Origin of the sequence: Pantoea alfalfae (genome assembly GCF_019880205.1) — a bacterium.
Lineage (GTDB): Bacteria > Pseudomonadota > Gammaproteobacteria > Enterobacterales > Enterobacteriaceae > Pantoea > Pantoea alfalfae.
In genome coordinates this window covers 2,802,200-2,821,832 of the sequence record NZ_CP082292.1, presented here as the reverse complement: position 1 = coordinate 2,821,832, position 19,633 = coordinate 2,802,200, and the positions used below count along the sequence as shown (strand labels likewise).

General features: G+C 57.7%; 19 protein-coding genes and 1 riboswitch. Of the genes, 12 read left to right on the top strand and 7 right to left on the bottom strand.

Going from position 1 to position 19,633, the window contains the following annotated elements; genetic code table 11:
* Window positions 1-3: 3 nt before the first annotated feature.
* Complete coding sequence (locus tag K6R05_RS13225) at window positions 4-726, bottom strand: ABC transporter ATP-binding protein (protein WP_013357183.1); 723 nt, start codon at window positions 724-726, stop codon at window positions 4-6.
* Window positions 727-1,618: 892 nt separating this feature from the next.
* Between K6R05_RS13225 and uvrB the strand changes: the two genes are divergently transcribed.
* Window positions 1,619-3,640, top strand: a complete 2,022-nt coding sequence (gene uvrB, locus K6R05_RS13220) for an excinuclease ABC subunit UvrB (protein WP_222924323.1) — start codon at window positions 1,619-1,621, stop codon at window positions 3,638-3,640.
* Here uvrB and K6R05_RS13215 read toward each other — a convergent pair.
* A complete protein-coding gene (locus K6R05_RS13215; protein WP_161736232.1) occupies window positions 3,624-4,547 on the bottom strand; it encodes a gluconeogenesis factor YvcK family protein in 924 nt (307 codons plus the stop codon). The two genes, uvrB and K6R05_RS13215, sit on opposite strands and share 17 nt — an antisense overlap.
* Window positions 4,548-4,751: 204 nt before the next feature.
* A riboswitch (molybdenum cofactor riboswitch) is annotated at window positions 4,752-4,885 on the top strand.
* On the opposite strand from K6R05_RS13215, the gene moaA reads away from it, so the two are divergent.
* The 5 genes from moaA (at window position 4,875) to moaE (ending at window position 7,571) form a co-directional block, all read left to right on the top strand.
* Window positions 4,875-5,861 (top strand): GTP 3',8-cyclase MoaA, encoded by a 987-nt coding sequence (gene moaA, locus K6R05_RS13210; RefSeq protein WP_161736231.1) that lies wholly within the window; start codon window positions 4,875-4,877, stop codon window positions 5,859-5,861. Its footprint overlaps the riboswitch before it by 11 nt.
* A gap of 14 nt (window positions 5,862-5,875) precedes the next feature.
* A complete protein-coding gene (gene moaB, locus K6R05_RS13205; protein WP_222924322.1) occupies window positions 5,876-6,391 on the top strand; it encodes a molybdenum cofactor biosynthesis protein B in 516 nt (171 codons plus the stop codon).
* Between the two features lie 2 nt (window positions 6,392-6,393).
* Window positions 6,394-6,879: a cyclic pyranopterin monophosphate synthase MoaC gene (gene moaC, locus K6R05_RS13200; RefSeq protein WP_161736229.1), complete on the top strand. Its 486-nt coding sequence runs from the start codon at window positions 6,394-6,396 to the stop codon at window positions 6,877-6,879.
* Window positions 6,872-7,117 carry a molybdopterin synthase sulfur carrier subunit gene (gene moaD / locus K6R05_RS13195; RefSeq protein ID WP_161736228.1) on the top strand — a complete coding sequence of 82 codons (246 nt, stop codon included), beginning with the start codon at window positions 6,872-6,874 and terminating at the stop codon, window positions 7,115-7,117. The genes moaC and moaD overlap by 8 nt, the downstream gene beginning before the upstream one ends.
* 1 nt (window position 7,118) lies before the next feature.
* The gene (moaE, locus tag K6R05_RS13190) at window positions 7,119-7,571 is read left to right on the top strand and encodes a molybdopterin synthase catalytic subunit MoaE (RefSeq protein ID WP_161736227.1); all 453 of its coding nucleotides are present in this window, start codon (window positions 7,119-7,121) and stop codon (window positions 7,569-7,571) included.
* Window positions 7,572-7,660: 89 nt separating this feature from the next.
* Here the strand turns inward: moaE and K6R05_RS13185 are convergent, their stop codons facing one another.
* Window positions 7,661-8,446 carry an OBAP family protein gene (locus tag K6R05_RS13185; RefSeq protein ID WP_222924321.1) on the bottom strand — a complete coding sequence of 262 codons (786 nt, stop codon included), beginning with the start codon at window positions 8,444-8,446 and terminating at the stop codon, window positions 7,661-7,663.
* A gap of 106 nt (window positions 8,447-8,552) precedes the next feature.
* Here K6R05_RS13185 and K6R05_RS13180 point away from each other — a divergent pair, with 106 nt between their 5' ends.
* Entirely contained in the window at window positions 8,553-9,647 is a 1,095-nt protein-coding gene (locus K6R05_RS13180) for a DUF1615 domain-containing protein (RefSeq protein WP_161736225.1), read from the top strand.
* 98 nt (window positions 9,648-9,745) lie between these two features.
* Window positions 9,746-10,453: a Bax inhibitor-1/YccA family protein gene (locus K6R05_RS13175; RefSeq protein ID WP_061061965.1), complete on the top strand. Its 708-nt coding sequence runs from the start codon at window positions 9,746-9,748 to the stop codon at window positions 10,451-10,453.
* A 75-nt stretch (window positions 10,454-10,528) separates the two neighbouring features.
* Here the strand turns inward: K6R05_RS13175 and K6R05_RS13170 are convergent, their stop codons facing one another.
* From K6R05_RS13170 to K6R05_RS13160, 3 genes are read right to left on the bottom strand one after another with little or no spacing between them, the layout of a single operon-like run.
* Window positions 10,529-11,494, bottom strand: coding sequence for a lysylphosphatidylglycerol synthase transmembrane domain-containing protein (locus tag K6R05_RS13170; RefSeq protein WP_222924320.1), 966 nt, complete (start codon window positions 11,492-11,494; stop codon window positions 10,529-10,531).
* Window positions 11,494-12,738, bottom strand: a complete 1,245-nt coding sequence (clsB, locus tag K6R05_RS13165) for a cardiolipin synthase ClsB (protein ID WP_222924319.1) — start codon at window positions 12,736-12,738, stop codon at window positions 11,494-11,496. The genes K6R05_RS13170 and clsB overlap by 1 nt, the downstream gene beginning before the upstream one ends.
* Window positions 12,735-13,496 carry an endonuclease/exonuclease/phosphatase family protein gene (locus K6R05_RS13160; RefSeq protein WP_013357197.1) on the bottom strand — a complete coding sequence of 254 codons (762 nt, stop codon included), beginning with the start codon at window positions 13,494-13,496 and terminating at the stop codon, window positions 12,735-12,737. Before K6R05_RS13160 ends, clsB begins: the two co-directional genes overlap by 4 nt.
* 179 nt (window positions 13,497-13,675) lie before the next feature.
* Between K6R05_RS13160 and K6R05_RS13155 the strand changes: the two genes are divergently transcribed.
* From K6R05_RS13155 to K6R05_RS13140, 4 genes are all read left to right on the top strand, one after another.
* Window positions 13,676-14,068 carry a YbhQ family protein gene (locus K6R05_RS13155; protein WP_031594396.1) on the top strand — a complete coding sequence of 131 codons (393 nt, stop codon included), beginning with the start codon at window positions 13,676-13,678 and terminating at the stop codon, window positions 14,066-14,068.
* A 217-nt stretch (window positions 14,069-14,285) separates the two neighbouring features.
* On the top strand, window positions 14,286-15,656 hold the full coding sequence (gene rhlE, locus K6R05_RS13150; RefSeq protein ID WP_110331543.1) for an ATP-dependent RNA helicase RhlE: 1,371 nt from the start codon (window positions 14,286-14,288) through the stop codon (window positions 15,654-15,656).
* A gap of 2 nt (window positions 15,657-15,658) precedes the next feature.
* Window positions 15,659-16,609 (top strand): tRNA dihydrouridine(16) synthase DusC, encoded by a 951-nt coding sequence (gene dusC / locus K6R05_RS13145; RefSeq protein ID WP_222924318.1) that lies wholly within the window; start codon window positions 15,659-15,661, stop codon window positions 16,607-16,609.
* A 70-nt stretch (window positions 16,610-16,679) separates the two neighbouring features.
* On the top strand, window positions 16,680-17,867 hold the full coding sequence (locus K6R05_RS13140) for an MFS transporter (RefSeq protein ID WP_222924317.1): 1,188 nt from the start codon (window positions 16,680-16,682) through the stop codon (window positions 17,865-17,867).
* 20 nt (window positions 17,868-17,887) lie between these two features.
* Here K6R05_RS13140 and K6R05_RS13135 read toward each other — a convergent pair whose 3' ends face one another.
* Window positions 17,888-19,489 (bottom strand): inorganic phosphate transporter, encoded by a 1,602-nt coding sequence (locus tag K6R05_RS13135; protein ID WP_222924316.1) that lies wholly within the window; start codon window positions 19,487-19,489, stop codon window positions 17,888-17,890.
* Window positions 19,490-19,633: the final 144 nt, after the last annotated feature.

The window sequence follows — 19,633 nt, the reverse complement described above, 5'->3', positions numbered from 1 at the left end:
GGTTCAGGCGACCGTCAGCCACTTATCCACGGTGTGGTCATCGAGCTGCTCCATGCTGCCCTGCGCCACATTACGGCCACGGTGCAGCAGCAGGAAATAGTCCGCCACACGCCGGATCAGCGACAGCCGCTGCTCCAGCAGCAGAATGGTCAGCCCGTAATCAAGGTTAAGCCGGCGGATCAGGTTGCCCATCTCCTCTTCCAGCCACGGCGACATCCCATCAGTCGGCTCATCCAGAATCAGCAGTTTGGGCTGCAGCACCAGCGCGCGCGCCAGTGCCAGCTGTTGCTGCTGATCGATGGGCAGATCGCCGCTGCGTTGCTGGCGCAGCGAGTAGAGCGCCGGGAACAAATCAAATACCATTTCAGGAATAGCACGATGACGGTCGCGCTGGCTGGCACCCGCGAGCAGGGCAATCAGCAGGTTATCTTCCACGCTCATCTGGGTAAAAATATGGCGGCCCTGAGGCACATAGCCAATCCCCATCTGCGCCCGCTGTTCAGCCGGTTGCAGCAGCAAATCTTCCGGCGGCGAGCCATCCTCTTTCCAGGAAATTGTGCCGCTGTTAATCGGCAATCTGCCCATAATGCAGTTGACCAGCGTGGTTTTGCCCATGCCAGGACGGCCCAGAATGCCGGTGCAGGTGCCAGGCGACAGATCCAGGTCCACATCCCACAGAATATGGTTCTGACCGTAAAATTGATTTACCGAACGTAGACTCAGCATCTGACACTCTCCTTCCCGATCATTAGCCTGATTGCTTCCGCTCTCTGTCGTCTGGCAAACAAGTCATCAGCAACGGCAGCCTCACCATTGCAGCACAGTGCGCATAAAGCGCGGTGACGTTACTGACTCCTGCAATTCCCAGGCCAGATCTTAAAATGGCCCTGTTTCCTGCTACAGTGCGCTGTATCAGGGATAAAAGGTGAGAAAAACTTATCAATTACCCATGGTCATCACGCGCCTGCACTTTTACAGTGCCTGCGGGCGCTGTTTGTGGTGCAGACGTGCTGCAGTAACGCAGAATGTCTGATTAAGAATCTTAGTGAAATGATGAAAATTTGCGTGCCACGCCAGAAGACAGATTAAAAATGCAGAATAATCCGTCAGCAGCCAACGCGAAATTTAACGCAAAAAAAATTATTTTCACTGAGGCGGGAGGGCAGGGAAAAATTATACACAGCTGATGGCGGCGGGGCTGCCATCACTTATCCACCATTCCTGTGGATAACCTTGTGCATTAGGTAATGAAAACCGGTTAGAAGCGAGGAAATACGCGGCCTGGTAACATAATGACGAGATTCTGGCCTTATGATCTTAAATCAATAAAATCAGCTGGTTATCAAAAAACAAGCCTGCGAATTCTCTGTCAGGTAACCGAACTGTAATTTTGTGACGTTCTATTGACAAATGTTAAATCTGATCCCGGTCTGGGGATAACATTGCGCAGCTCGCTTTGCGATAACGCCTCCACAATACGGGCAGGCTAAGACTCACCCTGATTGCATTAACTTTGCACGATTACTGTTTTTATATCCAGTATTATTTTCTGGCAAAATCACCATAGCAGAGTAAAATAAGTGCCTGCCCGCCGACTTCTCCAGCAGGAACTGCATTCATGACCAAAGCTTTTAAACTCAATTCCGCCTTTAAACCTTCGGGCGACCAGCCTGAGGCGATCCGTCGCCTGGAAGATGGGCTGGAGGATGGACTGGCCCATCAGACCTTATTAGGCGTGACCGGCTCAGGTAAAACGTTTACCGTCGCCAACGTCATTGCCGACCTTAACCGCCCGACGATGGTGCTGGCACCGAACAAGACGCTGGCGGCTCAGCTCTATGGCGAGATGAAAGAGTTTTTCCCGGATAACGCCGTCGAGTTTTTCGTCTCTTACTACGACTACTATCAGCCTGAAGCCTATGTGCCGAGCTCCGATACCTTTATCGAAAAGGATGCATCGGTTAACGAACACATCGAACAGATGCGTCTGTCGGCCACCAAGGCGCTGCTTGAACGGCGCGACGTTATCGTGGTGGCGTCGGTTTCGGCGATCTACGGTCTGGGCGATCCCGATCTCTATCTCAAAATGATGTTGCACCTGACCCGCGGCATGATTATCGATCAGCGCAGCATTCTGCGCCGCCTGTCAGAGCTGCAATACACCCGTAACGACCAGGCGTTCCAGCGCGGCACTTTCCGCGTGCGTGGCGAAGTGATCGATATCTTCCCGGCAGAGTCGGACGATATCGCGCTGCGCGTCGAACTGTTTGACGAAGAGGTCGAGCGTCTGTCGCTGTTTGACCCGCTGACCGGTCAGATCGATTCAGTAGTGCCGCGCTTTACCATCTATCCCAAGACGCACTACGTGACGCCGCGTGAGCGTATTCTGCAGGCGATGGAAGATATCAAAGTCGAGCTGGCCGACCGTCGCCGGGTATTGCTGGAGAACAATAAGCTGCTGGAAGAGCAGCGTATTACCCAGCGTACCCAGTTTGACCTTGAGATGATGAGTGAGCTGGGTTACTGCTCCGGTATCGAAAACTACTCGCGCTACCTCTCCGCACGCGGACCGGGCGAAGCGCCGCCGACGCTGTTTGACTATCTGCCCGCCGATGGCCTGCTGGTGGTGGATGAGTCGCATGTGACCATCCCGCAGATTGGCGGCATGTACAAAGGCGACCGGGCGCGTAAAGAGACGCTGGTGGAGTATGGCTTCCGCCTGCCGTCGGCGCTGGACAACCGTCCGATGAAGTTTGAAGAGTTTGAGGCGCTGGCCCCGCAGACCATCTATGTCTCGGCAACGCCGGGCAAATATGAGCTGGAAAAATCGGGCGATGAAGTGGTTGACCAGGTGGTACGTCCTACCGGCCTGCTGGACCCGATCATCGAAGTGCGTCCGGTCGGGACGCAGGTTGACGATCTGCTGTCCGAGATCCGTCAGCGCGTGGCGATCAACGAACGTGTGCTGGTGACGGTGCTGACCAAGCGCATGGCGGAAGATCTTACCGAGTATCTCACGGAGCATGGCGAGAAAGTGCGCTATCTGCACTCCGACATTGACACCGTAGAGCGTATGGAGATTATCCGCGACTTACGTCTGGGTGAGTTTGATGTACTGGTAGGCATCAACTTACTGCGTGAGGGGCTGGATATGCCGGAAGTGTCGCTGGTGGCGATTCTGGATGCGGATAAAGAGGGCTTCCTGCGTTCCGAACGATCGCTGATTCAGACCATTGGTCGTGCGGCGCGTAACATCAACGGCAAGGCGATTCTTTATGGCGATAAAATCACGCCGTCAATGGCGCGCGCCATTGAAGAGACGGAGCGCCGCCGTGAGAAGCAGCAGCTGCACAACGAGCAGAACGGCATTGTGCCGCAGGGCCTGAATAAGAAGATCACCGATATTCTGGAACTGGGCAACAACGTGGTGAAAACCCGTGGTAAAGCGAAACCCGCCCGACCTGGCGAAGCTCAGGCACTGGCCGATTTGCAACTGCTAACGCCGCAGGCGCTGCAGAAGAAGATCCACGAGCTGGAAGGGCAGATGCAGCAGCACGCGCAGAACCTGGAGTTCGAACAGGCAGCCAGCGTGCGCGATCAGCTGCATGAGCTGCGAACGCTGTTTATTGCGGCCTCGTAGCGCCGTCAAAGCCCTGAATGGCGTGTTCCAGCGCCACCCGTAACAGCTGGCGGTCGTGACGATATTTAATGTCAGCGGCCTCCAGCGGTTCACGGACAATCAGCCGGTTCTCAATGCCCTCTGTGGCGACCGCCGGACCGACCACGACCGCATCAATCACCCGCTTGCCGATATAACGTTCCATCATCTGAAGCTTGTCAGCCACCGAAAGACTGGCCGCGGCAGGACTCAGCTCGCGACCCAGATTACCGATAAACACCATAGTGGCAGGCGTGCGACGCAGTGCCTGCGCCATCTCTTCCATCAGCAGAATCGGCATCAGGCTGGTATAGAAACTGCCTGGGCCAATCAGGATCAGATCCGCTTCTGCAACGGCCTGTAGCGCTTCCCGCGTCGGCTGGACGTTGGGGTGCAGCATCAACTCCTGCGGCGGCTGCTTCATCTCGTCAATCGCGGTTTCGCCGTAAACCATATTGCCTTCGGCATCCATCGCCACCAGATCCACTGGCTGCTCTGACATCGGAATTAAAAAGGCGTCGACCTTCAGCAGGTTACGGATGATGTTGATCGCTTCCAGCGGACGAACGCTCAGATGATCCAGCGCCCGCAGCATCAGGTTACCGAGATTGTGACCGGCCAGTTCGCCGTTACCGGCAAAGCGATACTCGAACATCGCGGAGGCGACGCTCGGTTCTGCAATCAGCTGGTTGAGGCAGTTGCGCATGTCGCCCCAGGCGATACCGCCTTCGGATCGACGAATGCGGCCGGTCGATCCGCCGTTGTCGGTGGTGGTGACGATGCCGGTGAGACGTGAGCCCAGCGGGGAAAGAGCCGACATCACGCGGCCTAAACCGTGTCCGCCGCCCAGTGCCACAACGCGATCAAGATCGGCCAGTGTGCGATTCATACTTCTCCTTACTATCCTTTCGCGTAGCGTGGCTCTAAACGCTAAGCCCGCGCGGATGACTTACGTCAAAATCTGGATCGCATTTTAACGTATCCTGTCGCGAAAATGCGGTGAAAATTCGATATGTATAAGAATATATAGCGAAAAGAGCAAATGGAAGAGTGGCGGAATTCACGCTACCATCATGTTTACCGCGCTGATCAACGGGTCAGCGTACACTCAAGCCTGAATGCCTAAGTCTGCGGATAGGGGGTTCAGGCCGTAGCCATCGAGCTGCCAGGGTGCAGGAAGAAATGACTGCATCTCCCAATCTGGAAAGGTGTTCTGGTGTCACAATTTACTGATGCATACGCGCGTAAGTTCTATTACCTGCGCCTGTCGGTCACGGATGTCTGTAATTTCCGCTGTACCTACTGTCTTCCTGACGGCTACAAACCGCAGGGAATTCGTAACAAAAGCTTTCTCTCTCTGGATGAAATCCGCCGCGTCACGCGGGCCTTCGCCGCAGCCGGAACCGAAAAAGTGCGGCTGACCGGCGGTGAGCCGTCGCTGCGCCGTGATTTTACCGACATCATTGCGGCAGTGCGTGAAAACGCCTCTATCCGCCAGATCGCAGTGACCACCAATGGCTACCGGCTGGCCCGCGACGTGAAGCAGTGGCGTGATGCGGGTCTGACCGCACTTAACGTCAGCGTCGACAGCCTGGATGCCCGTCAGTTTCACGCCATCACCGGCCAGGATAAATTCCATCAGGTGATGAGCGGCATCGACGCGGCGCTGGACGCCGGTTTTCGCCAGGTCAAAGTCAACAGCGTGCTGATGCGCGATCTCAATAGCCGTAATCTGGCGACTTTTCTTGACTGGATCCGCACCCGTCCGATTCAGCTGCGCTTTATCGAACTGATGGAGACCGGCGACGGCGGCACGCTGTTCCGCGATCAGCATGTGTCCGGCATGGTGATCCGCGATCAACTCATCGCCCAGGGCTGGCAGCGGCGCGAAAGCGGACGCAGCGACGGCCCGGCTCAGGTTTTTTACCATCCCGATTATGTCGGCGAGATTGGCCTGATCATGCCTTACGCCAAAGATTTCTGTGCCAGCTGCAACCGTCTGCGTGTATCGGCGCAGGGTAATCTGCACCTGTGCCTGTTTGGTGACGGCGGTGTGCCGCTGCGCGACCTGCTGGCATCCGATGCGCAGCAGGCCGAACTGCAGGCGCGCATCGCCAGCAGCCTGGGGCAGAAGAAACAGACGCACTTCCTGCATCAGGGCAACACCGGCATCACACAGAATCTCTCTTACATTGGTGGCTAATTTCAGGAGGAAGTATGGGTAAACCAGCCAGCGAATTTCAGGCCGTGCAGATTGCGGTGATGACGGTGTCAGACCGTCGCGATGCCAGCAACGACACCTCCGGCGACTATCTGCGCGAGGCGGCGGCAGAAGCGGGCCATGACGTCGTCGATCACGCCATCGTGCCGGATCATCTCTACCGCATTCGCGCCACAGTATCGCGCTGGATCGCCAGTGACGATGTACAGGTGGTGATCATTAATGGCGGCACCGGCTTTAACCTGAAAAACAGCACGCCGGAAGCGCTGCTGCCGCTGTTTGACCGCGAAATCGACGGGTTTGGCGAACTGTTCCGGATGATCTCCTATGAAGAGATTGGCGGATCGACGCTGCAGTCGCGCGCCATTGCCGGTCTGGCTAACGGGACGCTGATCCTGGCCGTGCCGGGCTCCACCAGCGCCTGTCGCACCGCCTGGGAGCGCATTATTGCTGACCAGCTTGATGCACGCACCGCGCCCTGTAATTTTGTCTCACATCTGAAAAAACGGTAAGTATGTCTCAACTCACACACATTAACGCCGCGGGCGAAGCGCACATGGTGGATGTCTCCGCCAAGGCTGAAACCGTGCGCGAAGCACGTGCCGAAGTGCTGGTGCTGATGCAGCCGGAAACGCTGCAGATGATTATGGAAGGCAGCCACCACAAAGGGGATGTCTTTGCCACCGCGCGCATCGCCGGGATCCAGGCAGCAAAACGCACCTGGGAGCTGATCCCGCTCTGTCATCCGCTGATGCTGAGCAAAGTGGAAGTGAACCTTGAAGCGGAACAGGACCATAATCGGGTTCGCATCACCTCGCTCTGTCGCCTGACCGGCAAAACCGGCGTCGAGATGGAAGCGCTGACGGCCGCCTCGGTTGCCGCGCTGACCATCTACGACATGTGCAAAGCGGTTCAGAAAGATATTGTCATTGATCAGCTGCGGTTAATCAGCAAGCGCGGCGGCAAAAGCGGTGATTTTCAGGCGGTCGCCCATGATTAAGGTGCTGTTTTTCGCCCAGGTGCGTGAGCTGACCGGCACCGCATCGCTTGAGGTCGGTGCGGAGTATCCGGATGTGGCCGCGCTGCGCGCTGCGCTGGCTGAACGTGACGATCGCTGGGCACTGGCGCTGGAGTCGGGCAAACTGCTGGCGGCTGTCAATCAGACGCTGGTGCCGATGAGTCACCCGCTGCACGCCGGTGATGAAGTGGCCTTTTTCCCGCCCGTGACCGGAGGCTGAGATGGAAACAGAGATTCGCGTCGGTCCCGCACCCTTTGATATGGCGGAAGCGTATCGCTGGCTGGCGGCCTGTGACGAAGATGGTGCCGTAGTGACCTTTACCGGCAAAGTGCGTAATCACAACCTGGGTGCAGACGTGGCGGCGCTGACGCTGGAACACTATCCCGGCATGACCGAGAAAGCGCTGCAGGAGATTGTGGATGCGGCGCGTGAACGCTGGCCGCTGCAGCGCGTTACGGTAATCCACCGCGTTGGCGAGCTGTTTCCGGGCGATGAGATCGTGCTGGTGGGCGTTACCAGCGCCCATCGCGGCAGCGCCTTTTCTGCCGCGGAGTTCATCATGGATTATCTGAAAACCCGCGCGCCGTTCTGGAAGCGCGAAGCGACAGAGCAGGGCGATCGCTGGGTGGATGCCCGCGACAGCGACCATCAGGCGGCCCGGCGCTGGGACTAAGACAACATTATGGCTCAGCGGGCCGGAGGGTTTCTGCCCGCTGAGTTTTCTCTGGACGCCTGCCCGCCCAGGCCTGCACATCCCATCGCTTAAGGTTGCTTCAGCTGCTCTGCCGGGCCAAAGCCGGTCTGACCGTGGCTGTGCTCACCGTCGCCACTGGTACGCTTCAGCTGGATGACCTGACCCTTTTCCCACGCGTTGGCACCAGGTGCCGCCGGATGCGCGACGATATCCGCCCGATCGGCCCGGATCTGTTTGCTGTCCACGCCAAAGCGACGATCGCGATCCGCCAGCAGCCGGGAATCCATCTGACCATCTTCGGTAAAGCCCATCATCAGCGCCGGAATGCCGATCGGCAGCGTTTTGTCGCGGTCGGTGTGCCAGGTGTGCCAGGTTTTGCCATAGGTATTCACGATGCGCGTCATCAGCGCATGGTCGGCAACTTTCGGTAAGCCTGGCGCAATCAGCGTGCCGGACTTCACCTCATACTGATGGCTGTGCCACAGCTTCTTCTCTTCGGGCGGCAGGGTCTTAAACAGCCGTTCACTGATGATGTACTCCACGCCCATCAGCCGCGCGTCGCGCGTGTTGCCGTCGTAAATCACCGCCTGCATCACATCGTCGTTCAGCACAGTGACATAGTGGTGCGCCTCCATCTGACCGTTCTTGTCGCCATTATAAAAATGGAAGCCATCGAGATAGGTATTGATGGCGTCGATGGGCGGACGTGACTGCATCACGCTGGCGCCGGTCTCCAGTACTTTAAGCGAGGAGGAGGTGGGCGCGCCCGGTGACTGCACCTGGGCAGGCGTATTATTAGCGCCGCAACCGGTTAATAACAGGCTGAATGCCGCAGCAGGCCAGAGTTTAAACATCGTAAGTTCCTTTAACGTTAAAAAAGGTAACCTTAGTTCAGTTCTCTCCTGCCTGTGTAACTCTGGCGATGATAGAGTAAGGTTTTAGTTCATTCTGAGGACAGGCATGTCATCCACCCCGATTCTGCAACGTCTGACACTGGTCGCCGCACTGGTGCTGGCGGGTTGTAGCAGCAAGAAAACCCCGGAGGCGCCCGTACGGCAGCCTGAAGATGTCAAAGCGCAGATCCAGCGGCTGCTGCCGTCGCACGTCAGCAATAAAGCGGCCTGGAGCGACGATATCTACACCACCTTCCGCACGCAGCAGATCGAACCCAGCGCCAGTAACCTCTGCGCGGTGATTGCCGTGGCGGATCAGGAGAGCAACTTCAGCGCCGAAGCTGCCGTGCCGGGACTGCCGAAAATCGCCTGGGGTGAGATCAACCGCCGTGCGGCGCAGGTGCATGTGCCGGCCTTCCTGGTTCGCACCGCGCTGCTGATTAAATCGCCGACCGGCGAAAGCTATGCGGCCCGGCTCGATAAAGTGCGCAGTGAAAAAGATCTCAGCGCCATTTTCGATGACCTGATCGATATGGTGCCGATGGGCCAGACGCTGTTCGGCAATCTCAACCCGATCCACACTGGCGGGCCGATGCAGGTCAGCATTGCGTTTGCCGAAGCGCACGCCAAAGGCTACCCGTGGCCGGTAGATGGCACGATCCGGCGCGAAGTCTTTACCCGTCACGGCGGGATCTACTTCGGCACCATGCACCTGCTTGGCTACCCGGCTGACTACAGCCAGCCGCTCTACCGCTTTGCCGACTACAATGCGGGCTGGTACGCCAGCCGCAACGCGGCGTTTCAGGCGGCGGTGTCAAAGGCCACCGGCATGAAGCTGGCGCTGGATGGCGACCTGATCCTCTATGGCTCAGACGCGGCAGGCGGTACCGAACTGGCTGTGCGCACGCTCTCGAAGCAGATCGATATGAGCAACAGCGCCATTCGCCGCGACCTGGAGAAAGGAGAGAAAGAATCATTCAGCGACAGTGAACTCTGGAAACAGGTCTTTGCCCTGGCGGATAAAATGGCGGGTCGTAAGCTGCCGCGCGAAATGCTGCCGGGCATCAAGCTGGAAAGCCCGAAAATTACCCGTAATCTGACGACGGCGTGGTTTGCGCAGCGCGTCGACAGCCGTTATCAGCAGTGTCTGTCGCGGCGTTAACCGGCATGTTGTGGCACAGTTGAGCTGAGCTGTGCCACACTTAACTCTGGCATGGCTCCCGGCAGGGAGCTGTTCATCCGTTCAACAAGAGGTGCATCATGGACCGATATCCACGCAATGATTCCATCGTTCAACCCGCATCTCGCGGTTTACAAGCCTATATGGCGCAGGTCTATGGCTGGATGACCTGCGGTCTGTTACTGACCGCATTTGTCTCCTGGTTCGCGGCGCGCACGCCCGCAGTCATGGAGCTGGTGTTTGCCAATCGCATTACCTTCTTCGGGCTGATTATCGCGCAGCTGGCGCTGGTGTTCTTCCTGTCAGGCATGGTGCATCGTCTGAGCGGGGCCGTAGCCACCGGGCTGTTTATGCTCTATTCAGCGCTGACCGGCATTACCATGGCGAGTATTTTCCTGGTCTACACCTACTCCTCCATCGCCAGCACCTTCTTTGTCACGGCAGGGATGTTTGGCGCGATGAGCTTCTACGGCTATACCACTAAACGCGACCTGAGCCGTTTTGGCAGCCTGCTGTTTATGGCACTGATAGGCATTGTGCTAGCGTCGCTGGTGAACTTCTGGCTGAAAAGTCCGGCGCTGATGTGGGCGATTACCTACATCGGTGTGGTGGTGTTTGTGGGATTAACCGCTTATGACACGCAGAAGTTGAAAAACATCGGTGAGCAGATCGATGCCCGCGACACGGAAAACCTGCGTCGCTACTCGATTATGGGCGCACTGACGCTCTATCTCGACTTCATCAATCTGTTCCTGATGCTGCTGCGGATTTTCGGTAACCGCCGCTAATTTTCGGTGTAAAAGGGGGAAACGCACAGGTTGCGCCTCCCCCTTTTTTATTATGACTTCTGTAACGTCTTTTTATTACGACTTCTGTAACTTCTGCTCGTTCTTCTGACGCAGATGCTTCGCCCGACTCTCCAGCCCCAGATAGAGCACCAGCGCTAACAGCAGCGGCAGGATAAAGTAGAGCACGCGATAGGCCAGCAGCGCTGCGATAATGGTGCCATGCGAAGCGTGCTGACCGCTGAGCAGTGCCAGGAACACCGCTTCCAGAACCCCAATGCCCGCCGGAATATGAATGATTACCCCGGCAATACTGCTGATCAGCAGCACGCCCAGCACCATCGGATAACCGACGTCTCGTCCCAGCAGCAGCCAGATAATCGCCCCCATCACCATCCAGTTGGCGCAGGAAACCGCAAACTGCAGCAGTGCCATGCGCAGCGAAGGCAGCTGCAGCGTCTGGCCTTTAATGGTCCAGCGACGCTGCTTCGAGAAGGCGCAGGCCCAGAGGTAAACCGCCACCAGCACCAGCAGAACCACACCAATCAGCCGCAGCGTGGTTTCACCAATAAACCAGCCGCCGGGGATAGAGACCATGCCAGCGCTGAACACCACGCCCGCCAGCAGAATATAGCCCAGCCAGTTAGTCGCGATGCTTAGTGAGAAGATGCGGGTGATGGTGCCGCTGTCCAGGCCGAGGCGGGAATAGAGCCGGTAGCGCATGGCGACGCCGCCCACCCAGGTACTCAGCGTCAGGTTAAAGGCGTAACAGATAAACGACACCAGCATGACCTGTCGCTTCGCCAGCTTATGACCGCAGTAGGCGCGGCCAATCAGGTCATAGCAGCCGTATACCAGGTAACTCAGCACCACCAGTCCGGCGGCGGTCAGGACGACAAAGCGGTTGTAGTTAACGATGACGTCGTAAACATCTTCCCAGTTCACTTTGCGGGCATAAACCACCAGCAGAACCACCACCGCGACGAAAAACAGCACGGTGAGGATTTTTTTTGCCAGTTGCCAGCGTGGATGTTTTTTTGCCATCAGGATTTTGCTCCCGGGTTGTCTGCTTCTACACGATCCTGCGTCTCCATTTCAGGCTGTACCGGGGCGCTGACCTGAGCCAGCAGCGGTGTGTGCGCCGGAAGCCAGCCCGCGATGGCCGGGAAATGGCGCAGGAAATGGAATACCACCACGCTTTTACTCAGTTGCCACCAGTTGCGCGGCGGCAGACGATCCTCCTGCACGCGCTGGCAGTCGTTAGCCAGCAGCGCTTCGAGGTTGTCACGCAGCGTCTGGTTGAACGGCCTGTCGTGGATGATCAGGTTAGCTTCCAGATTCAGAGAGAGGCTCAGCGGATCGAGATTGCTGGAGCCGACAGTGGCCCAGTAATCATCTTTTACGGCGATCTTGCCGTGCAGCGGACGACGGATATATTCGTAGACTTCCACGCCACCATCGACCAGATAGTTGTAGAGCAGCTCCGCGCCCACTTTCACAATCGGCATATCCGGCTCACCCTGCACGATCAGCCGTACCCGGACGCCACGCTGCGCGGCATTGCGCATCTCACGCAGAAGCCGGTAGCCGGGGAAGAAGTAAGCGTTGGCAATAATCACATCGCGCTTCGCCTCGCGCAGCATCTCCAGATAATGCACTTCGATATCGTCACGATGCTCGTCGTTATCACGAAAGACATAGAGGACCTGGGCATCGCCGGGTTTAGCATTCACCGCCGGCCGATGAGAACGCGATCCCCACCAGCGCCGGGTGTGCTGCTCGCTGCCAATCGCCTGTTGCAGATAGCGGGCGATGTCTGCCACGACCGGGCCTTTTACCTGCACGGCGTAATCCTGCTTCGCCTCCGGGCCGTAATCAGTATTGTGCTCGGCCGAGAAGTTGATACCGCCAACAAAGGCGACCACGTCATCCACCACTACCGTTTTACGGTGCAGACGGCGGAAGACGTTGGTACGCATCCCCATCACCAGCGGACGCGGATCGTAGTAGATGAAACGCACGCCCGCGCTGGTCAGGCTGTTCACAAATTTGTCAGAGAGTTCAGCGGAGCCGTAGCCATCGACCATCACTTCGACCCGCACGCCGCGCTGGGCCGCTGCCAGCAACTCACGATGCAGGGCGTTACCGACCTCATCTTCGAACAGAATAAAGGTTTCGATCAGAACTGAGCGTTCTGCCCGCTGGATCGCACCAAAGACGTGCGGGAAAAACGCTTCACCATTTTCCAGCAACAGCAGCCGGTTGCCTTCCTGCCAGTTAAAATTCATAGATGAATCTCCACCGCCAGCGGCGCATGGTCGGAAAGATGGGACCAGGGTTTTCGCGGCAGTGCCCACGGATGACTGACGGTAGCATTGCGCACATAGATGCGGTCAAGCCGCAAGAGCGGGAAGCGCGCCGGGAAGGTGCGCGCCGGGCGTCCGGTTTTCATACTGAATACCTCTTTCAGGCCTGCGCCCTGTTTTAAAATGGCGTTCGCACGTCGCTGCCAGTCATTAAAATCGCCTGCCACGACGACCGGCGCGTCGGGCGGCAGCGAGTTGACCATTTCACAGATCTTCTTCATCTGCGCGTGACGATGCGCCTCTTTGAGACCCAGGTGAACACAAATGACATGCAGCGTGCCGTGCGGCTCGGGCAGGGCGATCTGACAGTGCAGCATGCCGCGATTTTCACTGCCTGCCACCGAGATATCCCGGTTCTCATAGTCGGTTATCGGGAAGCGTGACAGCACCGCGTTGCCGTGATGCCCCTCCGGATAGACCGCATTGCGGCCATAGGCGAAATCGTTCCACATGGTGTCGGCCAGAAACTCATAATGAGGCGATTCAGGCCACTCTTCATGGTTAAGGGAGTGGATGGCATGTGTGCCCATTACCTCCTGGAGAAAGACCACATCCGCCGAGGTTGCGCGAACGGCTTCGCGCAATTCCGGCAGGATGAAGCGGCGATTAAACGGAGCGAACCCCTTGTGTGTATTGATCGTCAGGACTTTTATTGAAAATCCTTGCGCATTTTGTGGCATACTCGCGACGCACTCCTTTTCATCATCAATAGAATCAAAGTGTAGTCTTTGTCACAAATGGGTGGTGAGAGAGCGCGATATTTAGGGCGTTATCCGAAAATTGTTTTACATTGAGGAAACCGTTTCCGGCTTGTGCCGGTAGCACTTGGGCGACCTATTGGGTCTGCCAGGAGAATTGAATGAAATGGTCTAATCGTATTCAAATCATCACGGGTCAGACGTTGTTGCATATCGCTATGCATCTGCTGGTGATCGCTGCGCTGATCTGGGGCTGGAAACACAAGGCGCTGGTTGATGTCTGCAGCACGCTGGTGGCGATGTACGCACTGGTTTTTGTTGCCATGCTGGTGACACAGCGTATCGCCCGTTTACGTACGCTCGGCGATTATCTTGAAGAAGCGACCACCACTTACTACTTTGGCGCCGCCATGATGACGCTGTTCCTTGTGTCGCGGATTTACCACAACAACCTGCTGCTGGCCTGTCTCGGCGTAGTGATGTTGCTGGGTCCGGCGCTGGTTTCGCTGCTGGCGAAAGAGCCACCGCGGCGCATCGAAAATAAACGTAGTTAAGTTGAAGGCCACCGCGAGGTGGCCTTCCTGTTTCTGCACCGTTAAGTTATGTCAGTAAATGTGAGCTATCTCGCACACTTCATTTAAAGCTGCTACACTCGCCCGCTTACGCATCGTAGTTTGTGCCCTTTTCACGCGTCAGCCCCAGCTGCCGTCACTATCCCTCTGAAAACTACACCGTGAATCACGGCCAGAGCGGACCGGAGTAAACCACGTAATGTCATTTGACTCTCTCGGCCTGAGTGCCGATATTTTGCGCGCGGTTGCCGAACAAGGCTACAGCGAACCTACACCTATCCAGCGCCAGGCGATTCCTGTGGTGCTGGCAGGCCGCGATCTGCTGGCGAGTGCCCAGACCGGCACCGGCAAAACGGCCGGCTTTACCTTACCGTTGTTACAGAAACTCTCTGCCACCGCGACGCCCGTACGCGGTCGTCGCCCGGTACGCGCCCTGATCCTGACCCCGACCCGTGAACTCGCGGCGCAGGTCGGCGAAAACGTCAGCGACTACAGCAAATATCTCTCGCTGCGTTCGCTGGTGGTGTTTGGTGGCGTCAGCATCAATCCACAGATGGTCAAGCTGCGTGGCGGTGTCGATGTGCTGGTCGCCACGCCAGGTCGCCTGCTGGATCTGGCGCAACAGAATGCCGTTGACCTGTCACAGGTCGAAATTCTGGTGCTGGATGAAGCGGACCGTATGCTGGATATGGGCTTTATCCACGACATCCGTCGCGTGCTGGCCCGTCTGCCGGCTAAACGTCAGAACCTGTTGTTCTCGGCCACCTTCTCGGATGAGATCAAAGGCCTGGCGGAAAAACTGCTGACCAACCCGGAAATGATTGAAGTGGCTCGCCGCAACACCGCTTCTGAGCAGGTGGCGCAGCAGGTGCATTTCGTTGATAAGAAACGTAAGCGGGAACTGCTGTCGCAGCTGATCGGCGAAGGTAACTGGCAGCAGGTGCTGGTCTTTACCCGTACCAAACACGGCGCTAACCACCTTGCCGAGCAGCTGGGCAAAGATGGCATCACCGCTGCCGCGATCCACGGCAATAAGAGCCAGGGTGCCCGTACCCGTGCGCTGGCCGACTTTAAGTCAGGCGGCATTCGCGTGCTGGTTGCGACCGATATCGCGGCCCGTGGCCTGGATATCGAAGAGCTGCCACACGTCGTGAACTACGAGCTGCCTAACGTCGCCGAAGATTACGTTCACCGTATTGGCCGTACCGGCCGTGCGGCTGCAACCGGTGTCGCACTGTCGCTGGTCTGCGTCGATGAGCACAAACTGCTGCGTGATATCGAACGTCTGCTGAAGCGTGAAATCCCGCGTCTGGCGATTGAGGGTTATGAGCCCGATCCGAGCATCAAAGCGGAGCCGATCATCAACGGTCGTCAGCAGCAGTCTCGCGGCGGTGCAGGTGGCGGCGGTCGTGGGCGTGGTCAGGGCGGACAGGGTGCAGGCGCATCGCGTTCATCTTCATCCGGCGACAAACGTCCTCAGGCGCGTCGTCAGAGCCAGGCTGCGCCTCAGGGCGATAAGCCCGCAGCCCGTCCGCGTCGTCCGGCTCCGAAGCGCACCGGAAACGTCTGAGTATGAGGGTTTTACTGGCTCCGATGGAAGGCGTGCTGGATTCACTGGTGCGCCAGCTGCTATCGGAAGTGAATGACTACGATCTCTGCATCACTGAGTTTTTGCGCGTAGTCGATCAACTGCTGCCGGTAAAATCCTTCACCCGTCTCTGCCCCGAACTGCATCACGGCAGCCGTACGCCATCCGGCACGCGGGTGCGTATGCAGCTGCTGGGGCAGCATCCCGAATGGTTAGCCGAGAACGCCGCACGCGCGGTGGAACTGGGTTCCTGGGGTGTTGATCTCAACTGTGGCTGTCCCTCTAAACTGGTCAACGGCAGCGGAGGCGGTGCAACCCTTCTGAAAGATCCCGATCTGATTTATCGCGGCGCGAAAGCGATGCGTGAAGCGGTGCCTGCCGATTTGCCGGTGACGGTAAAAGTGCGGCTCGGCTGGGATTCCAGCGCCCGCAGCCTGGAGATTGCCGATGCGGTCCAGCAGGCCGGTGCCAGCGAGCTGACAGTACATGGGCGCACTAAAGAAGAGGGCTATCGCGCAGAAGCGATCAACTGGCAGGCGATTGGCGACATTCGTCAGCGGCTGCGCATTCCGGTGATTGCCAATGGCGAAATATGGGACTGGCAAAGCGCGCAACACTGTATGGCGGTAACCGGCTGCGATGCGGTGATGATTGGCCGTGGCGCACTGAACATCCCCAACCTGAGCCGGGTCGTAAAATATAATGAGCCGCCGATGGCCTGGCCCGATGTGGTGCGGTTATTGCAAAAATATAGTCGGCTGGAGAAGCAGGGCGATACCGGCCTCTATCACGTGGCGCGTATCAAACAGTGGCTCGGTTATCTGCGCAAAGCGTACGGCGAAGCCGATGGCTTATTCAGTGAAATCCGAGCGTTAAAATCGTCGGGTGACATCGCGCAGGCGATTGACCGTCATGCACATGTTCATGGTTTGTGATAAAAAATCAGGCGACCCTTTAGCAGCCTGACGGTATAGTGGGCAAAATTTCCCACACCACAAGCCTGCTATGTCTGACAACGCTGTGTTGAGCAACAGTCAGCTCAACAAACGAATCCTCTCCGTTATTATCTTCACCTTCTTCTGCTATCTCTCTGTCGGACTGCCGCTGGCCGTGCTGCCGGGCTTCGTCAAAAATCAGCTTGGTTTCAGCTCCTTTATTGCTGGTCTGATTATCAGTATTCAATATTTTGCGACGCTGCTCAGCCGTCCACAGTCGGGCCGTCTCGCCGATCGCCTGGGGCCAAAACGGGTGGTGATGCTGGGACTAATCTGCTGCGGCATGAGCGGGGTGCTGACTATCGTGGCCGCACTGTTGAGCAGCTGGCCCTGGCTGAGCCTGGCGCTGCTGGCTATCGGGCGACTGTTTCTCGGCGTGGGGGAAAGCTTCAGCAGCACCGGCTCAACCCTGTGGGGTATGAACATCGTCGGGCCACTGCAGACCGCGCGCGTCATCTCCTGGAACGGCGTCGCCACCTATCTGGCGATGGCCGTTGGTGCGCCGCTGGGCGTGCTGCTGAACAGTCAGGTTGGCATGAGCGGATTTGCCGGACTGATTGCGCTGATGGGCGTCGTCGGGTATCTGATGGCCAGCCGCAAACCGGCGGTCACCGTCAGCGTGGGTGAGCGCATTCCCTTTCATCGCGTCTTCTCCCGCGTCTGGCTTTATGGCCTGGCGCTGGGCTTCGGCACTATCGGCTTTGGCGTCATCGCCACCTTTATCACTCTCTATTTTGCCAGCCGTGACTGGCAGGGCGCGGCCTATGCGCTGACACTGTTTAGTCTGGGGTTTGTGCTGGTGCGGCTGGGGTTTGGTCGCTTCATTACTCGCTTTGGCGGACTGCGCGTGTCACTTTTCTCTTTTCTGCTGGAGTGTCTGGGACTGCTGATTATCTGGCAGGCTGACAGCGCCTGGCTGGTAGGCGCGGGCGCGTTTCTCACCGGCAGCGGCTTTTCGCTGGTCTTCCCGGCGCTGGGCGTTGAGGCGGTAAAACGGGTTGAGCGTCAGGATCAGGGTTCGGCGCTGGGCACCTATTCCGCGTTTCTCGATCTGGGGCTGGGCTTAACCGGCCCGGTGGCGGGACTGTTTATCGGACACTGGGGGATGCAGTCGGTCTATCTGGCTGCCGCCGTAATGGTACTGGGCGCGCTGCTGATTACACTGCGGCTTTATACGCAGCAACGGCTCACCACCTGACCGGTGGTGAGCGCTGACTATCAGAAATGGGTAAACGCCCAGTAGAGCAGGGCGGAGAGCAGAATGGAGACCGGCAGCGTTAATACCCAGGCCACAGCCAGATTACGCAGGGTTGAAAACTGCAGACCAGAGCGGTTGGCCGCCATGGTGCCTGCTACGCCGGACGACAATACATGGGTGGTTGACACCGGCAGGCCAAAGCCATCGGCTGCGCCAATGGTCATCATCGCCACCAGCTCGGCGCTGGCACCCTGGGCATAGCTCAGATGGGTTTTCCCGATGCGTTCTCCCACCGTCACCACAATCCTGCGCCAGCCGACCATGGTGCCCAGCCCCAGCGCAATTGCCACCACCACTTTCACCCACATCGGAATAAAGCGGGTGGCGCTATCGAGTTCAGTTTTCACCGCTTTCAGATTGCGTTCGGTCTCCTGCGGCAGTGTGACCTTTGCGGTCTGCAGGTGCTTAATCGACTCCGAGGCCAGATACATCTGATTGCGGGTGTTGGTCACTGCCTGGGCAGGAATGTTATCCATCGAACCGTAGCGGCGAATCTGATCGCCCACCTCGTTAAGCGTCCTGGCCAGCGCCGGTAACACCCCGGCATTCATCTGGTTGCTGCCGACAAAACCGGTCAGCACGTCGCGCGCCGCCGGAGGATGTGCTGTCGCCGGTTGCAGTTGCAGCAGCTGATGGGCGGTCACCTCGGTCAGTGCGGCCACGCGTGGGATCTGATCGGCCGGCAGCGATCGGTTCAGGGCGTAAGCGATCGGCATAGTGCCCACCAGGATCAGCATAATCAGCCCCATTCCTTTCTGTCCATCGTTGGAGCCGTGCGCAAAGGAGACGCCGGTGCAGGTCAGGATCAGCAGACCACGGATCCAGACCGGCGGCGGCTGGTCACTTTTCGGCGCCTGATAAAGCTGGCGATTACGGATAAACATCTTCATCACCCACAGCAGCAGCCCGGCGCAGACAAAACCGACCACCGGCGACAGCAGCAGGGCATAGCCGACCTTAAGTGCCTGATCCCAGTCCACGCCGCTCAGTCCGCTACGGCCGTGCAGCATGGCGTTAGCCACCCCAACGCCGATAATTGAGCCAATCAGCGTATGCGACGACGACGAGGGCAGACCGAAATACCAGGTGCCCAGATTCCAGATAATGGCGGAGAAGAGCAGCGCATAGACCATGGCAAAGCCGTTGCCGCTGCTGGCCTGCAGGATCAGCTCGACCGGCAGCAGCGAGATAATGCCAAACGCCACCACGCCGCTGGAGAGCAGCACGCCCATAAAGTTACAGAAACCGGACCAGACTACCGCCACGCCGGGCGTCAGCGAATGGGTGTAGATTACCGTGGCGACCGCGTTGGCGGTATCGTGAAAGCCATTGACGAACTCAAAGCCGAGCGCAATCAGCAGCGCCAGTCCCAGCAGAAAGAACGGCAGATAGCTGGTGACCGGCATATTGGTTTCTTCAACATCATTGACCAGGTTAAGTCCGGCGAACGCCAGTCCGGCGACCAGCAGAATGAAAAACAGCGGCTTACTGAAGCGACTGCCCTTGCCGTTGAAATCGGGGCGTCCCCGGGCTGATGAGGAGGAGAGACTGTTTTCGCTCATGGTGTACCTCACGTGGCTGATGCCGGATGCTGATTTGCATCGGGTTAACGGAGTGTGATACGCGCTTTATATGACAGATTAATGATGGCAGGTCTTGCGGAAAAGTTTCTTTACCTGATGGCGATATTAAAAGCTAACACCATT

What these genes read in the sequence shown, in the direction of transcription:
- dusC (WP_222924318.1), top strand. Translation starts at nt 15,659, where the DNA reads ATGAGGGTTTTACTGGCTCCGATGGAAGGCGTGCTGGATTCACTGGTG.
- K6R05_RS13135 (WP_222924316.1), bottom strand. Translation starts at nt 19,489, where the DNA reads ATGAGCGAAAACAGTCTCTCCTCCTCATCAGCCCGGGGACGCCCCGAT.
- K6R05_RS13170 (WP_222924320.1), bottom strand. Translation starts at nt 11,494, where the DNA reads ATGGCAAAAAAACATCCACGCTGGCAACTGGCAAAAAAAATCCTCACC.
- K6R05_RS13215 (WP_161736232.1), bottom strand. Translation starts at nt 4,547, where the DNA reads ATGAATCGCACACTGGCCGATCTTGATCGCGTTGTGGCACTGGGCGGC.
- K6R05_RS13155 (WP_031594396.1), top strand. Translation starts at nt 13,676, where the DNA reads ATGAAATGGTCTAATCGTATTCAAATCATCACGGGTCAGACGTTGTTG.
- moaE (WP_161736227.1), top strand. Translation starts at nt 7,119, where the DNA reads ATGGAAACAGAGATTCGCGTCGGTCCCGCACCCTTTGATATGGCGGAA.
- K6R05_RS13180 (WP_161736225.1), top strand. Translation starts at nt 8,553, where the DNA reads ATGTCATCCACCCCGATTCTGCAACGTCTGACACTGGTCGCCGCACTG.
- K6R05_RS13175 (WP_061061965.1), top strand. Translation starts at nt 9,746, where the DNA reads ATGGACCGATATCCACGCAATGATTCCATCGTTCAACCCGCATCTCGC.
- K6R05_RS13185 (WP_222924321.1), bottom strand. Translation starts at nt 8,446, where the DNA reads ATGTTTAAACTCTGGCCTGCTGCGGCATTCAGCCTGTTATTAACCGGT.
- K6R05_RS13140 (WP_222924317.1), top strand. Translation starts at nt 16,680, where the DNA reads ATGTCTGACAACGCTGTGTTGAGCAACAGTCAGCTCAACAAACGAATC.
- uvrB (WP_222924323.1), top strand. Translation starts at nt 1,619, where the DNA reads ATGACCAAAGCTTTTAAACTCAATTCCGCCTTTAAACCTTCGGGCGAC.
- rhlE (WP_110331543.1), top strand. Translation starts at nt 14,286, where the DNA reads ATGTCATTTGACTCTCTCGGCCTGAGTGCCGATATTTTGCGCGCGGTT.
- moaB (WP_222924322.1), top strand. Translation starts at nt 5,876, where the DNA reads ATGGGTAAACCAGCCAGCGAATTTCAGGCCGTGCAGATTGCGGTGATG.
- K6R05_RS13160 (WP_013357197.1), bottom strand. Translation starts at nt 13,496, where the DNA reads ATGCCACAAAATGCGCAAGGATTTTCAATAAAAGTCCTGACGATCAAT.
- moaC (WP_161736229.1), top strand. Translation starts at nt 6,394, where the DNA reads ATGTCTCAACTCACACACATTAACGCCGCGGGCGAAGCGCACATGGTG.
- clsB (WP_222924319.1), bottom strand. Translation starts at nt 12,738, where the DNA reads ATGAATTTTAACTGGCAGGAAGGCAACCGGCTGCTGTTGCTGGAAAAT.
- K6R05_RS13225 (WP_013357183.1), bottom strand. Translation starts at nt 726, where the DNA reads ATGCTGAGTCTACGTTCGGTAAATCAATTTTACGGTCAGAACCATATT.
- moaD (WP_161736228.1), top strand. Translation starts at nt 6,872, where the DNA reads ATGATTAAGGTGCTGTTTTTCGCCCAGGTGCGTGAGCTGACCGGCACC.